The organism is Vibrio comitans, from assembly GCA_024346835.1.
Classification (GTDB): Bacteria; Pseudomonadota; Gammaproteobacteria; order Enterobacterales; family Vibrionaceae; genus Vibrio; species Vibrio comitans.
On sequence record AP024867.1, the window covers coordinates 925,467 to 944,124 of the forward strand.

General features: G+C 47.6%; 1 protein-coding gene. It reads left to right on the plus strand.

What is annotated here, in order from left to right; translation table 11 throughout:
* Positions 1-25: 25 nt before the first annotated feature.
* Positions 26-18,631, plus strand: coding sequence for a VCBS domain-containing protein (locus OCU46_RS17910; protein ID WP_337972459.1), 18,606 nt, complete (start codon positions 26-28; stop codon positions 18,629-18,631).
* Positions 18,632-18,658: the final 27 nt, after the last annotated feature.

Genomic DNA, 18,658 nt, shown 5'->3' on the forward strand with positions numbered 1-18,658 from the left:
CGGATTATTGTGGGCGGTGTATTCGATGACGAATGAAGACAAAAACAAGCAAGCTACTGAAGTATCAAGGAAAAGCAGAGAACTGAAAAAGGCGCGTAAAGCACGTCGCTTCGTCATTCCTCGCGTTTATGTACCACGCCCTTCAACCGTAGCATTTGTTTTACCCTCATATCATGTAGGTTCTACCTCCGCAGAGGAAGGTTTAGAGTCTGAAATATCTCATACAGAATATGCAGGAAACCCACAGCACGAAGCCTATACGCCAACTGATGTTGAAGGCAATCACACTGTTCATCCTGAGCCAACACCTTATATCGCTGGTGGAGATTATGAACCGCCTCACCATACCGAAAATAAAGGCAATCATCACTTCACTCATGAGCATCATTATGGAAAACCAGTCACATCTGTAACAGGAACATCAACCAGTAACTTTGGGCATTCTGGCGTTACTCCAGTCCCAGTTATCGCCTCACATACGGGTGACCACAAAGACTATTCATATCTGACGCCTCCCGTTGTTGGCGCCCCTGAATCAGGAACGGTAGTCGAAGACACCACACTAGCAGTGTCAGGAACAGTGGATATACATAGTGCCCAGAAGGGAGCGCCACTCACATTTAGCCCTGATAATCTGCACGGTCAATACGGAGAGTTCACCCTAAATAAAGATACCGGTGAATGGTCCTACTCTCTTGACAACAGTCATCACCAAAATCTTGCGCAAGGAGAGACTCACACCGAGATCTTGCATGTAACCGTAACTAGTGCGGCTGGCGTATCTGTTCATCAGGATATTACTGTCACGGTAGAGGGGACCAATGACATCCCGACTATCACTAGCCAAGCGCAACATGAGTCAACCAAAGAAGACGGTGTCTTATTCGTAAAAGGTCAGGTTACTGCGAGTGACGTGGATCATGGTGCTTCACTGACTTACATCGCCGGCCAAACTCAAGGTCAGTATGGTCAATTCACCCTTGATTCAACCTCGGGTCAATGGAGTTACACGCTCGACAATAATGGCAATCAGGCTCTTTCTGAAGGCGAGCATCACACTGAAACGATGCTAGTTACTGTAACTGATGAGCATGGAGCATCTACTCATCAAGAAGTTACAGTTGTTGTTGAAGGGACAAATGATCTACCAACTATCGATGTGATTTTGGCGCAAAAAGCGACAGAAGATGGCACGATTGTACATTCCCAAGTCTATGCCTCTGACGTTGATACTTTGGATAGTTTAACATTCCAAACTTCCGCAAATGTGCCTGGCTTTACTTTAAACTCTGATGGTACATATTCATTTGATCCTTCCCATCAAGCATATCAGCACCTAGCGGAAGGGCAGAAACAAACCATTTCTATTCCTGTCACTGTGTCGGACCCTCATGGTGGTAGTCAGACCAAAGACCTTGTTATTACAGTCACTGGTACGAATGACAACCCAGTTTTAGCCGTTAGTCAAACCGACTCAGCATCTGGGCGTCTGAGTCAAACAGATGTGGACGATGGAGATACGCATACTTTCACCATCATAGACCACAATTCTCAGGTTCCATTTGCTAAAGGACAGTTCGGTGACCTTTATGTTGATGAGAAAACAGGTATTTACACCTATGTGCCTCATGTATCTGTCGCTGGGATGAACTACGATCCTGCTACGCACAAATACAGTGGACAAGAGTATTTTCACGTCCAAGTTTCAGATAATCATGGCGGAACAGACGATAACTACCTGACATTTGAGGTAGAAGCAACGGCTAGCGCACCTTTGCATCCTGGTGGCCCGGCGGTTATTACTCCTAAGGTAGTGACACCTAGTGTTCCGCAAATCTCCATTGGTGTACCACCCTTAAAACCGGCACATCCACCGCAGAATAGTGTAACTATTGACTTATCCAGCTCTAGTGACACTGGTTCTAGCAATACCGATGACTTGACCAAAGACACTACTCCGGAGATATCCGGACATACATCTATCCCGTTTTCTGTGGTGACGATTTACGATAGTGGTAGAGAGGTAGCTAAGGTTACGTCAGATCAAAATGGTGATTATCATGTTGATACTTCGTCACTTTCAGGAACTGAGGGCGGTTTGGTTCATCACTTGGTGGCAAGTGCAGTAGCCCCTTCGGGTACTACCGCTAATTCTGTGAGTTCTTCAAATTTGGACGTGACCATCGATACTGGCGTGACGGCAACCGATGGTGCGAATACGGCGACGGAAGACCAGAGTGGAGTGGTCAGTGGTCAGTTAAATCTCGCTACTGATGCCGGAGGTACTGCCGAGGTCACCACCACGGGTGACATTGCCGGTAAGTACGGTACCTACCATCTGAAAGCGGATGGTACGTATACCTATACGCTCGACAACACCAAACCGGAAGTGCAGGCGTTTGCCGCGGGCACTCAGCATCAAGACCCAATCAGCTACAGCGTGACCGATGCGGCAGGCAATACGGCGCAAGCCAAGCTCACAGTGACCATTGCTGGTACCAACGATAACCCAGTGTTGTCGGTGGCGGTGCAATCGGTGAGTCAAGGTGGCTTAACGGAAACCGATGTGGATACCGGAGATACACACACCTTTGAGATATTGGATGGTACTAACCCAGTTCAGACGATACACGGTCAGTTCGGTGACTTGGTATTGGACAAAGACAGTGGTCAGTACGTGTATACGCCTCATGCGGGCGTACAAGGTATGGGTTATGACCCGAAAACACACGAGTACCGTGGGCACGAGTATTTCCATGTTCAGGTGTCGGATAATCATGGCGGTACGGATGATAAATATCTGACTTTTGAAGTTGCAGGCACGGTGGGTCAGCCGACTCAACCGGGTGGTCCAGGTGTTATCACTATGAAAGTAGTGCCACCGACCAATCCAACAGGTACTGGTACTTCGACACCACTGCAACAGGTGACGGATACTGCGCCACAACTGAAACCATTTCAGGCACCGCCCGCGAATACGGTGACCATAGACCTTACTGATGGCAGTGACACTGGTAAGAGCCACACAGATGATTTGACTTCAGATACGACCCCAACGGTCACTGGTACTACGGTTTTACCTTACTCGGTAGTGACCATCTATGACCACGGTAAGCCAGTGGCGACGGTAACCTCGGATGGCAATGGTGACTATACGGCTACCTTGCCAACCATGATTGGCTCAGAGCAGGGTGAAGTCCATGACCTAATGGCAGAGGCGTTAGCGCCAAGCCAAGGCAGTGCGCATAAGACGAGCTCATCAAATTTGGACGTGACCATCGATACAGGCGTGACGGCAACCGATGGTACGAATACGGCGACGGAAGACCAGAGTGGAGTGGTCAGTGGTCAGTTAAATCTCGCTACTGATGCCGGAGGTACTGCCGAGGTCACCACCACGGGTGACATTGCCGGTAAGTACGGTACCTACCATCTGAAAGCGGATGGTACGTATACCTATACGCTCGACAACACCAAACCGGAAGTGCAGGCGTTTGCCGCGGGCACTCAGCATCAAGACCCAATCAGCTACAGCGTGACCGATGCGGCAGGCAATACGGCGCAAGCCAAGCTCACAGTGACCATTGCTGGTACCAACGATAATCCAGTGTTGTCGGTGGCGGTGCAATCGGTGAGTCAAGGTGGCTTAACGGAAACCGATGTGGATACCGGAGATACACACACCTTTGAGATATTGGATGGCACGAACCCAGTTCAGACGATACACGGTCAGTTCGGTGACTTGGTATTGGACAAAGACAGTGGTCAGTACGTGTATACGCCTCATGCGGGCGTACAAGGTATGGGTTATGACCCGAAAACACACGAGTACCGTGGGCACGAGTATTTCCATGTTCAGGTGTCGGATAATCATGGCGGTACGGATGATAAATATGTGACTTTTGAAGTTGCAGGCACGGTGGGTCAGCCGACTCAACCGGGTGGTCCAGGTGTTATCACTATGAAGGTAGTGCCACCGACCAATCCAATAGGTACAGGTACTTCGACACCACTGCAACAGGTGACGGATACTGCGCCACAACTGAAACCATTTCAGGCACCGCCAGCGAATACGGTGACCATTGACCTTACTGATGGCAGTGACACTGGTAAGAGCCACACGGATGATTTGACTTCAGATACGACCCCAACGGTGACCGGTACTACGGTTTTACCTTACTCGGTAGTGACCATCTATGACCACGGTAAGCCAGTGGCGACGGTAACCTCTGATGGCAATGGTGACTATACGGCTACCTTGCCAACCATGACTGGCTCAGAGCAGGGTGAAGTCCATGACCTAATGGCAGAGGCGTTAGCGCCAAGCCAAGGCAGTGCGTATAAGACGAGCTCATCAAATTTGGACGTGACCATCGATACTGGCGTGACGGCAACCGATGGTACGAATACGGCGACGGAAGACCAGAGTGGAGTGGTCAGTGGTCAGTTAAATCTCGCTACAGATGCCGGAGGTACTGCCGAGGTCACCACTACGGGTGACATTGCCGGTAAGTACGGTACCTACCATTTAAATGCGAATGGCACGTATACCTATACGCTCGAGAACACCAAACCGGAAGTACAGGCGTTTGCAGCGGGCACTCAGCATCAAGATCCAATCAACTACAGCGTGACTGATGCGGCAGGCAATACGGCGCAAGCCAAGCTCACAGTGACCATTGCTGGTACCAACGATAACCCAGTGTTGTCGGTGGCGGTGCAATCGGTGAGTCAAGGTGGCTTAACGGAAACCGATGTGGATACCGGAGATACACACACCTTTGAGATATTGGATGGTACTAACCCAGTTCAGACGATACACGGTCAGTTCGGTGACTTGGTATTGGACAAAGACAGTGGTCAGTACGTGTATACGCCTCATGCGGGCGTACAAGGTATGGGTTATGACCCGAAAACACACGAGTACCGTGGGCACGAGTATTTCCATGTTCAGGTGTCGGATAATCATGGCGGTACGGATGATAAATATCTGACTTTTGAAGTTGCAGGCACGGTGGGTCAGCCGACTCAACCGGGTGGTCCAGGTGTTATCACTATGAAAGTAGTGCCACCGACCAATCCAACAGGTACTGGTACTTCGACACCACTGCAACAGGTGACGGATACTGCGCCACAACTGAAACCATTTCAGGCACCGCCCGCGAATACGGTGACCATAGACCTTACTGATGGCAGTGACACTGGTAAGAGCCACACAGATGATTTGACTTCAGATACGACCCCAACGGTCACTGGTACTACGGTTTTACCTTACTCGGTAGTGACCATCTATGACCACGGTAAGCCAGTGGCGACGGTAACCTCGGATGGCAATGGTGACTATACGGCTACCTTGCCAACCATGATTGGCTCAGAGCAGGGTGAAGTCCATGACCTAATGGCAGAGGCGTTAGCGCCAAGCCAAGGCAGTGCGCATAAGACGAGCTCATCAAATTTGGACGTGACCATCGATACAGGCGTGACGGCAACCGATGGTACGAATACGGCGACGGAAGACCAGAGTGGAGTGGTCAGTGGTCAGTTAAATCTCGCTACTGATGCCGGAGGTACTGCCGAGGTCACCACCACGGGTGACATTGCCGGTAAGTACGGTACCTACCATCTGAAAGCGGATGGTACGTATACCTATACGCTCGACAACACCAAACCGGAAGTGCAGGCGTTTGCCGCGGGCACTCAGCATCAAGACCCAATCAGCTACAGCGTGACCGATGCGGCAGGCAATACGGCGCAAGCCAAGCTCACAGTGACCATTGCTGGTACCAACGATAATCCAGTGTTGTCGGTGGCGGTGCAATCGGTGAGTCAAGGTGGCTTAACGGAAACCGATGTGGATACCGGAGATACACACACCTTTGAGATATTGGATGGCACGAACCCAGTTCAGACGATACACGGTCAGTTCGGTGACTTGGTATTGGACAAAGACAGTGGTCAGTACGTGTATACGCCTCATGCGGGCGTACAAGGTATGGGTTATGACCCGAAAACACACGAGTACCGTGGGCACGAGTATTTCCATGTTCAGGTGTCGGATAATCATGGCGGTACGGATGATAAATATGTGACTTTTGAAGTTGCAGGCACGGTGGGTCAGCCGACTCAACCGGGTGGTCCAGGTGTTATCACTATGAAGGTAGTGCCACCGACCAATCCAATAGGTACAGGTACTTCGACACCACTGCAACAGGTGACGGATACTGCACCACAACTGAACCCATTTCAGGCGCCGCCAGCAAATACAGTTACCTTAACGCTGGATCCAGTTAGTGATACTGGCGTCCAAGGAGATCTTCGAACTTCTGATCAAACCCCAACGTTGACGGGTACAACTGCGCTTCCTTTCTCTGTGGTTGTTATTTACGACCATGGTACCGAAGTCGCAAAAATTACATCAGACAAAGATGGGCATTACAGCGTAGATTCGTCTTTGCTGTCGGGTACTGATGGTGGTATCGAACACTATTTAACTGCAGTTGCACAGGCGCCTAACTCAAATAGCCAAGTAGGTTCGCCGACGTTAACCTTGAGAGTTGATACCGGTGTAACGACTCACGACTTAGATACTCCGTTGCAAGAAGACCTACTAACCGTTACTAGCGGGCAGGTCAGCGTGCAAGGCGATGCGCATGTTACTTCAACAACAGTGCATGGGAAATATGGTGACTATGAGTTTAAGCCTGACGGCAGTTTCACATACACCTTGCACAATAGTGACGGCCAAGTGCAGGCGTTCGCCGCAGGTAGTAAGCACCCAGACCCTGTGACTTTCGAGGTGCTAGATACCGCTGGTAATAAAACCTTTGGGACAGTGACAGCAATAATCGAGGGTACCAATGACAACCCAGTATTAGCGGTAGTTCAAACCGATAATACTAAGGGCCACCTAACTGAAACGGATGTGGATACGCCAGATACTCATACCTATCAGATTGTTGATGCGGGTACGAATGTGCAAAGCATTCATGGCACATTTGGTGATTTAACCCTAGACCCAACGACTGGCCAGTATGTCTATACGCCACATCAGAGTGTTGCAGGAATGGCTTTGATTAACGGCAAGTACCAAGGCCAAGATGTTTTTGAAGTGCAAGTAACTGATGACCATGGCGGCACGGACCAGAAATATATTACCTTTAACCCAGTAGGTACTCTAACTCAACCTACGCCAGGTGGTACACCTGTACTAACAGTGCAGGTTCCGACAGTACCTCAGGTCACTGATACTCGTCCGCCTGTTGCTCAGCTCACACCGCCTACAAACGCGGTTGATATAGACCTAACTGATGGTAGTGATAGTGCTCAACCTAGTAATCTTGGTACGGGTACCGATACTGATGATCTGACTAATGATGTAACTCCGACCATTGCCGGTACAGCTACAGTTCCATTCTCAAAAATCGAGATCTTAGAGAATGGTAAGGTAATTGCTTCTACCTATGCTGATGATAAGGGAGCTTACAGCGTCACGTTGCCGACACAAAGCGAAGGCATCCACAATTATGTGGCACATGCCACAGCTCCTGATGCTCCAAGTGCAGTTGACTCAACACCATTGCCGGTAGAAGTGGACACAACTGCGCCTGCGATTAGCATCGACCCAATTAGCACAGACAATGTGGTAAATGCGGCTGAGCATAAACAAGCACTGACTATCAGTGGTGTGACTGATGCTGAGGTTGGGCAGGTTGTTACCGTGCATATGGGGCCAGCGAATGCAGGTCATGATTACACAGTAACGGTTACTGCAGGCAGTGGGGGACAAAATACCTTTACTCTTGATATTCCTCCATCAGATGTAGGCGCGCTTGCAGACGGTCAGCATTACCCAGTTAGTGCCAGTGTCATAGATAAGGCTGGCAATCCTAGCAACACAGCAACTAGTGATGTTGTTGTAGATTTGACATCAACTCAGGTTATCAATGGCCAACATGGCAGCGTAGTTGAAGATACTCAACCTAGTACCAGTTTGACTTTAACTGTTCCTAACGGTGAGTCAGTTACTTGGGATGCGAGTCAACCGCAAGTGGGCAATTTGGGTGAGCTAACCTTCGATGAGACTACTGGTACTTGGACCTATAACCTTGACCATGGCAAGGCTGACTACCTACAACAGGGTGAGAAGGCAACCCCAGAGCAATTCACCGTAACCGGGACTGACGCTCAAGGAAACCCGGTTACTCAGCAAATTACAGTTGGTATTACAGGTACGAACGATGCACCTGTATTGACGGTAACCCCAGGGGCAGTTCAACCAACGACAAGTATTGGTCAACTGTCCGAAACAGACGTAGACCTTAAAGATAGCCACACCTATAGCATTGTTGGTTCAGCCAATGGGCAGTTTGGTGATCTGGCTCTAGACCCAGCATCGGGTCAGTACACCTATACCCCAAAAGCGAGTGTTGCAGGCATGACGCTCGATAAGAGCACTGGCGAATACACAGGGCATGAATACTTTGAGGTACAGGTTGATGATGGCCACGGTGGCACTGATACCAAGTATATCGAATTTGAAACCCATGCAACCTTAACGCCAGGTACTAACGGCGGCGCACCACAAATTCATGTAACTGTGCCTAAAGTCCCGACGGTTACAGATACAGCACCTCAGATCACTAATACGCCACCAGCCAACTCAGTGACAATGGACTTGGCAACAGCCAGTGACTCTGGTCATAGTGACAGCGATAAGGTAACCAATGAGCAAACCCCGACTATTCAGGGGGATACTGGTATCCCATTCTCCAAGGTCGAAATTAGAGACGGCAGCAAAGTAGTCGCAACCACCTATTCAGATGCTCACGGTCATTACAGTGTTCCAACGAGTCAACTAGAAGACAATCAACGAAATCCTGAGGGACAAAACCATCATCTAGTAGCGACTGCAACCGCACCATCTACGAGCTCAGGTGTCACTGCCGTTCTGGATGTGCGCGTGGATACGCTTGCACATGCGACAGATGATATGGATTCAGTTACTGAGGATACTCGTTTAACAACCAATGGTGATTTGCTTTCCAATGATGAGTCACATAGCACTCTTGAGTCGGTAGCAACGGGTTCTGGCGGCTCTCATCCAACAGGTGGTGGCACGGTTACTGTTCAGGGGCAATACGGCACCTTTACAGTTAATCCAGATGGCACGTATACCTATAAGTTAGATAACGGTAACGCAGCGGTTCAAGCTCTGCAGCAGGGTGCTCATCTTGATGAAGTACTTACTTACCATGTAACTGACCTAGCCGGTAATCCAGTTCAAGCCCAGCTAAAAGTGATCATCAATGGTCATAACGATGGTGCTGTTATTGGAGGAGCTAATACAGGTGCCGTTACCGAAGATATAAATCCACAGGCAGGCAAGCTAGTTACTCAGGGTGATCTTACTATCACTGATGTAGATAAGACCCCTGTGGACGAGGCATATTTCCAAACGGTGGTTACTCCTAAGAACAACCCATGGGGTCACCTCACCATAGATAAAAATGGTCATTGGAGTTACGAAGTCGATAACCAAGGTAATGTGCAAACACTACAACAGGGTGCAACTCATATCGATACATTCACTGTAAAAGCGGCTGATGGTACAGAGCAAGATATTACAGTTACTATCACCGGTACTAAAGATGCACCAGTGATTACCGAGGCTGCTGAAACTGGTTCAGTAATCGAAGTGGGTACAACAAATACTGGGCAAGCTATTCCAGGCACTGCTCAAGCTACCGGACAATTCCACAGCACAGATGTGGATGTGTTAGACACACCAGATGCCGCGACTTGGTCTGTGGTTGCAGGACAAACTCAAACACAAACTAATGCTGGTGAAGTGCAAGGTACCTACGGCCATCTGGAGATTAACCAAAATGGTCACTGGACCTATGTTCTCGGTAATCACTTACCTGCAACTGAAGCTCTAAATCAGGGTGATACAGAGCAAGAAACTTTCACTGTAAGGGTAACCGATAGTACCGGCTTGACAGTCGAGCAAACAGTTGCAGTCAATGTACATGGTAGCAACGACCAAGCACATATTGCGGGTACCGATACAGGTTCAGTAAAAGAAGATAATGATGTTGGCGGTAAACTCAGCACTACAGGTACGCTAACTGTATCGGATGTTGATACAGGCGAAGAACACTTCACCGCAAGTACTCAAACAGGCACTTACGGTCAATTGGTGCTTAATGAACACGGTGTTTGGACTTACACGGCGGATAATAGCCAACAAGCGATTCAAGAGTTAAAAGCTAGTGACCATTTAACTGATACCTTCACCGTAACTAGTGCTGATGGTACTGAGCATACGGTGACAGTGACGATTGATGGCACCAATGATTTGCCGACTATTGACCATAAACATGATACGGGCGCTGTTAAAGAAGCAGGAAGTTCCGCGGATGCACAGCACGCCGTTACTGTTGATGCTGGAAAGCAAACCGCAAGAGGTAGATTAGTCCCACACGATATAGATACAGGTGATACCGCTCACTGGGCAGTGACCAATGGACATGGAGCGTATGGTTCCCTACATATTAACCCACGCAATGGTCGATGGACTTACACGCTAGATAACCAGAAAGCAAATTCGCTACATGAAGGTGAAGTGAAAACTGAAACCTTCGTGGTGACGGATACTGATTCTTCCAAAACACCAGTTCCTCATACCGTAACTATTACTGTGACCGGTAGTAATGATATGCCAGTAATTACTGGTTCTGATTCGGGCAAAGTTACTGAAGCTGGTGGAGAAGCAAATGCTAAAGTTGGTACCCCAACGATAGCAGGTACCCTAGATGCTGCAGATCCAGATAACAACGACGGAACGCTGAAATGGTCCGTAGAGGGGGCGTCTTCAGGAACCACTGTAAAAGAAGGAACCTATGGTACTTTCACCATAGATCAATCCGGGCACTGGCAATATCAACTGGATAACCAAAGAGCAGCAACACAAGCCCTGCAACATACCCAAAAAGATAGGGTTGAAACGTTCACAGTCTTAGTGACTGACTCTTCAAATAATCCAGTCGAAAAAGTAGTCACAGTTTCAGTTCATGGTGACAATGATAACCCAGTATTAAGTAGCTATCAGGATGAGAAGTTCGCAGAAGGCTCGGGTGATCATACGATTGTTATGCCTGGAGCTACGGATGTTGACGACACTGATAGCTCTCTAACCTATGCTTTGGGTCAGCATCCTTCGTGGGTGTCAATAGACCCACATACTGGCGTGATTACAGTACGAACCAATGATGACGAACTAGACAAACTCTCAGTCGGAGAGGTGTTTACCCAAGATATCGTGGTAACAGTTGAAGACTCACATGGTGGCAGAGATCATAAAACTCTTCATCTGACAATAGAAGGAACAAACGATAGGCCCTCGATTAGAGAGTTGTTGACCGAAGATTCAACAGGGTCATTGCACCATAGCCAAGATATACACGGTAGAGTTGGTTCTGTTACAACAGATGAAGATTCACAAGTACAAGGCGTGGTTACATTCAAAGATGTTGATAATGCATACGATACTCAACATCCTCATGGTGACACTCATTCATTTACAGCCGTCGTTGAATATGAAGACCAAAATCATGTGAAGCATCAACTTTCACTTTCTGAGTCTGGATTTAGCATTGATAATCAAGGGCATTTCACATTTGATGCAACTCAGCCTATTTATCAGAGCCTGCAAAAAGGTCAGCTAGGGCACCTTCTTGTAAAAGTGACAGTTCATGATAACCATGGTGCGATAGACACCCAGCAGTTAATGTTCAATGTTCGTGGGCAGAACGATGAACCTACTGCCACTCAAGTTCATCCTATGCAGGTTGATGAAGACAAGCATCTGCGCTTTACATTAGGTGCAGCTGCTAACGATCCTTGGGGTAAACCGTTGGTGACAGTAACTGATGTAGAAAATGATAGGTTGGATATCTCCAATCCTCATGTGGACTCGACTTATGGCAGGTTAGTGGATCATGGTATGGGTCGATTTGAGTTTATACCAAATAAGAACTGGAATTCAGACGGTGGTCGTGGGGATGTGCCTATCACCTTCGATATTGATGATAACCACGGTGGTAAGGTGCACAAACAGGGTTTGATTTATGTAAATCCAGTGAATGACGCACCGGTAGCTGGTCATGTAACCTTACGGAGGGTAAATGAAGACAGTGGAGTCATTCACTTTACTGAAGCAGACCTGTTGAAAAACAGTCACGACATCGATAATCCAGATTCAGACTTACATATTCAAGGTCAACTGACCCTAAATGATCCAAATGCTGGCACTCTAACCGGTAATGCCCAGCAAGGATGGACTTTTACCCCTGCAAAAGATTGGAATAGTCATAAAGCAGGCCACAATCTTGTATTTGGATTTACTGTTTCAGATGGTGCCGGAGGTACTAGTCATACAACCGCTACGCAGCGTGTTAACCCCATTCAAGATCCTGCAATTATCACTGATGACGGTAATCAGCTTCAAGATAAAATAGCGACAACCGGCAGTACTGATGGGCTTAAAGCTGAAGGCTACTTAAACATTGTTGATCCAGATTTAAACGAAGATCATTTCCAGGTTGTAAGTACTATTCCTGCAGGTCATGGCTATGCAACAATCGATAGCCAAGGTCACTGGGTATACCACTTAAATCCGAAAGACCCAGATGTACTTGCACTCGGTCAAGGTGAGACTATGCCTGATACATTCATCGTACATGGTGCAGATGGTACTCCGCATACCGTGACAGTTACTATTGAAGGACAAAACGAAGCACCGATTATCCTCGGGGCTGATAAATTAGTAGCCGTAGAAGACGGTAAGACAGTTACTGGACATGTACACGTTCACGATCCAGATACATCAGACACGCTGAGCTACAGCCTAGTTAAAGGACAGAATCCTATTCCAGGATTTACCCTAAACTCTGATGGTAGCTATTCACTTGACCCAACCAATGCAGCGTATCAGCATTTATCTGCAGGTGCTAAACAAGATATGACGGTGGAAGTTGAGGTCACTGATGGTAATGGTGGCACCAGTAAGCAAACTATTCAACTGGAGGTTATCGGCAGCAACGATGCGCCTCTAGCAACCGGTATGCCATTACCCAACCTTTATCTGGACGATCAGCAAGGACACAAGGTGCCAGTGCCATCACAACACTTCGTTGATGATGACTTCTTGAAGCGTGCTATAGACATAGATGATGGCGACAAACTCACAATCGGCCGTTTAACAGCAGGCATTAATGGCCAACAACAACTTTCAGACGTTAGATTGCACGATCCAAATGTAGGTAAGTTAGTACAAGATGGTCACGGCGGTTATGATTTTACCCCAGCAAACGGTTTCGAGGGCACTGTAGAGATAGACTATACGGTAAGTGATGGCCATCAATCGGTACAGTTACACACCACTTTTGATGTTACACGTCATGCTCCGACCCCAATTAATCAAGGTACGCCAACGTTACCTAGCACATCGACGTCTACTAACACTCAGAACAACCAGCAGCCAAACACGAAGCCGCCGGTGCAACCACCATGGCATGATGACTATGACGCGCACACGCCTGGAGCGATTGATGAAGATGGCACTACGAGCACTGGTCATGTGAACTTCCATCGCTTCAATCCGCAAAATCAAGATCTTGGTGATAATTTTGATGTTTATGGTGCTAACCATAAGGACCCTGAGCCACACTCCGATGGGTCCAAGCCGTATGGTTATTTGACTGTTTCACCAGATGGCACTTGGACCTATCACCTACTACCTCACACTAGGGACAATGATCCTGTGAACCAACTTGCTGTGGGTGAAACGCTGAAAGAAGAGTTTGTGATTAACAGTGATTACGGGCAAACCACAGTCACTGTAGTAATTAACGGTAGCAATGATGATCCGGTGATCACTGGTAACGTGCAAAACGTTGCTAATAATCCTGGGGTAACAACTTCAACTACTGGCACAGGTGCTAATTCTGGGTCAATTGCGGAGGTAGATACTACGCATATCGAAGGTACCATGACTGCCACTGATGTGGACCACGGTGATACCTTGACCTTTAGTGCTGGCGAGGTTAAATCTGGGGTCGCTTCGCAATTTTTAGATGCTAATCATCATCTAAAAGGTTTAGTGGTTAATCCTGATGGTACCTATACTTTTACACCAGATAGTGCAGTTTATGGTTCAATCCCACCAGGACAGACGCAGACCTTTAGAGTACCTGTCGTCGTATCCGATGGGCATGGTGGTACTGATACTGAAATCATTGAACTTAGCGTGCGTGGCCATAACCGCCCGCCAATTATCGATCACCCTAATATCCAAGTAGCGGACCAAACAGAAGATTTTGGTACCATTACTTTAACTAAACAGCAGCTAGTCACTCGTGCAGGTGCTCACGACCCTGATGGCGACGCAATGCGTGTACAACACGTAACTGTGACGGATTCTCAAGGTGGTATTATCACTGCGCGTGATGATGGTCATGGTAACTTTGTGTTCACCTCAAAACTGAACCAACATGGTGTGGTGCATGTAACCTATGAGATCACAGATGGTATGTCGCAACCACAGACTGTGCATGCAACCTTAACAGTAACAGCGGTAAACGATGTACCTGTGGCGCACGGATTCACTCTGCCTGGGGTTGATGAATCCACTACCAATGCTCCAAAACCAAGTGCGGTATTTACAGAGCAGGATTTCTTAGCCCATGTAACCGACCCAGATATTGCAACAGACCAAGATGTATTGCATCTGGTTGGTGATCCCGAATTGACGCCGACAGACCGCGCTAACGGGCATATTGAAGCACATGGCAACGGATGGCGCTTTGTACCAAATGATCCGAACTTCAATGGTGTGGTACACATTCAATATACAGTGGCTGATAAAGCGGGTGCTACTGCGCAAGCGACCGCTACACTTGAAGTCAAGGCGACCAATGACCCAGCGATAATTGACAACCCTGTCGTTCATCATGTCGTTGAAGATGGTATTGCAACGACTGAAGGTGACTTGACTATCCACGATGTGGATGGCCCTAACCAAGAGTTGTTCCATGCCAACAGTCACATTAATGGTCAATATGGTTACTTGGAGTTGAATGATCAAGGACACTATAGGTATGTGATGACTCGTGGTGACCGCCCTGGGGTGCAGCAGTTGAGTGAGGGTGGAAAGTTGACTGAAACCTTCCAAGTCACCTCAAAAGATGGAACTCACTATGATCTTAAAGTAGAGGTTCACGGCACTAACGATAATCCAGTGCTTAGCACAATTCATTCCGCAGCGGGTAAAGAGGGTGGCTCACAGTTATCGGGTCAGGTTCATGCAACTGATGTCGATACCGAAGGCACTCGCACAGCAGATAACCCAGCGGATGTGTTGAGTTATAACACTCAATATACACATTCGGGATTCCATCTAGACACTGCTACAGGCGCTTATACCTTAGATCTTACTGATCCAAGTTTTGACCATCTGTCTCAGGGGGATACAGAAACCTTAACCATTCCAGTTACAGTAACGGATAATCATGCTGGTTCAAGTCAGACTAAGAACTTAGTGATCACCGTAACCGGTACCAACGACGTTCCAGTGCTGGATAAAATTGCTGAAATCAGCAAAAACGAAGATGATGGTGTGGTGCATGGGAGATTTACATCTACTGATAAGGATGATGATAATCAGCAAGGTCAACTAACAACTTATCATCAACAGGGGGCAGTAGTACCAGGGTTCCATTTGAAGGATGATGGTACTTACACATTTGATCCTAATATTTATAACAACCTGCAAGCGGGTGAAACCAAGGATATAGAAATCCCAATTATCGCTCGCGACAACCATGGTGACAGTGCACCTCAAAAACTTGTTATCCATCTTACAGGTACCAATGATGCTGCGACTATTTCTGGTACGAGCCATACGACGGTAACTGACGGACCAAGTATATCTGCAACGACAACCACCCAGTCTGAGCAGTTGCAGGTGAGCGATCCTGATCATGACCAAGATAGCTTTACTGCGAGCCAGAACATAGCTCCTGACAACACCCAAGCAGGCACAGGTTTGCAGCAGACAGCATACGGTCACCTATCAATCACTGCTGATGGTCATTGGCAATACCATGTAGATTCGCCGGATGCGATTAAGGCCATTCCTGATGGTCAGACTGTCACTGAGACTTTCACTGTTGAGTCTGTAGATGGTACGACGCATAAGGTGAGCGTGGATATTGTTGGCACCAATAATGCAGCTGTAATTACTGGTACGGTTGCTGGAGATGTGACAGAAGATCAGATTAACGGCATGCAATGGCTACTCTTTAGTGGTCACATGAATGTAGTAGATCCAGATGTGAGCGAGAGTAAGTTCGACCCTGTATATCCGGCTCAAAACTACGCTGGTATTGGATACGATACTGCATTGGGCGGACATGTAAATGTCACGCCGGACGGAGATTGGACTTATCAGCTCGATAATAACAACGCCAAAGTTCAATCCTTGGGAGAGGGTGAAACCTTTATCGATAAAGTCACTATTCATACTGTTGATGGTACGACTCAAGAGCTCCAAATCACTATTCATGGTACGAATGATAGGCCAACAGTATCGGGCGCACTAACACTTAGTGGCCATGGGACAGAAGATCAAGACTTAACCATTGCTAAGGCAGATTTGTTGGCCAACGCTAGTGATGTAGATACTACCGATGTTCTGCATATTGAGAATCCAAGTGTTGCGGCATCAGCGGGCACAGTATCTTTAGATAAAAGTGGCAGCCTAGTATTCCATCCGGCGAGCAACTTTAGCGGTGATGTAACGGTTACCTATGAAGTTGTCGATAGCCATGGCGCTAAAGCTACCGCAACAGCGACCTTTACTGTAGATCCTGTAAATGATACTGGCGTGTTCAGTGGTGATACTTCAGGTGACGTACAGGAGGATGTGAAGGTTCAAGGTAATGCAACCAAGACAGTCTTTACAACCGGTGTGCTCAACGTTGCTGACCCAGATGTAGGGGAAGGTCATTTTGTTGAGAATCATAACGTTCGGGCTGTGCATGACCCATATGGCGGCAGTTTAAGTATTGGTAAGGCGGGTGACTGGACCTATTCGGTACCGAATGCAAATATCCAAGCATTAGGAGAGGGTGAAACCGCAGTCGTTACATATCGTGTAAAATCTGCGGGAGGAGATACTCAAGACATATCCATTACCATCACAGGTACCAATGATGCGCCAACGATTAGCCATGCGCTTGTTAAGCGCACAGATGAGGATACCGATTTAAGCTTCAGAAAGAGCTACTTCGGTTTCCAGGATATGGATAGTTCTGACAAACTCTCAGAAGTCACGATTACTTCTGTACCAGATGCAAGCCATGGTCAGTTACTACTTAATGGTCAAGCCGTTAGTAATGGACAAAGTATTGCAGCGACAGACATTAATCATCTTGTTTTCCACCCTGCGAGTAACTTCAATGGTGACGCTCACTTTGACTATAAGGTTAGCGATGGTCATGCCGAGTCTGGAGTTCAAACTGCAACGCTTCATGTAACGGCAGTCAATGATGCAGCAGTAGTAACCCAGACGCCTTCTCACTTGAGTGAGCATGCTAGTGTATCTCAAACTGGCGTAACCACAGCGGGTATGTTGACCATCCACGACCCGGATGCGGGTGAAGATAAATTTGTGGCTCAAAATGGATTGGTGGGTAAATACGGCACTCTTGATATCGATGAGCATGGTTCATGGTCATATCGATATAATCCCGGCCATACCTCAATTATGGGCTTGAAAGCGAATCAGCATGTAGATGAAGTAATTGCTGTGACCACTGAAGATGGTACCAAGTTTGATATCCACATTCAGATAAGCGGTGATAACGATAAGCCGACGGTGACCTTGGTTTCACCCGTAGCTGAAAATGGAATCAATCAGCATCAATTCAGTGAAAGTGATTTTGGTTATCAAGACGCAGACAATGATGCTCTAAACCACATCACTATTGCCTCATTGCCCGATGCTACGTTAGGTACTTTGAAGTTGAATGGTCATGACGTAACCCAAGGCCAAGATATCTCTCGCACTGATCTAGCTCATCTAGTGTTCGAGAATGCTACCGGGGTTCATAATAATCAGACTGCTTCTTTCAGTTTTACTGCAAATGACGGGCATGTTGATTCAGATCCTGCGACTATGACTGTAGCCCTGCATCAACCAATGCCAGCACCGCCACCACCTCCAGTATCCGCTGCCGACGAGCCAATGCAAGATACACCAGTGGAGACCATAACCCTTGAAGCTTTAGCATCTAACCAAGATGCTCATACAGGTGCACAGGCATATCTAAATCAACTAGGTATTAATGAGCCTCAGCATCAATCGGGTGCTCACTCATTACCACAGGACTTAGATTTGATTTTGAATTCTGACAATGCGCCAGTGCTGGATGATCATGGGTTAGTGGTGGCTGATGCTAGCGGGGCGGATGGAAGCTCTACAGACGATGATCACAAACATCATGATGAGCTTCACCTACACGATGATCCAGCAGTTGACCATCATGACTGGACAGACAATCATGGGTAGAGAAGCTGAAGAACCTTTAATATAGAA

Bases quoted from the DNA above. Each gene is read 5' to 3' on its own strand.
- OCU46_RS17910 (WP_337972459.1), top strand. From the start codon at position 26: ATGACGAATGAAGACAAAAACAAGCAAGCTACTGAAGTATCAAGGAAA.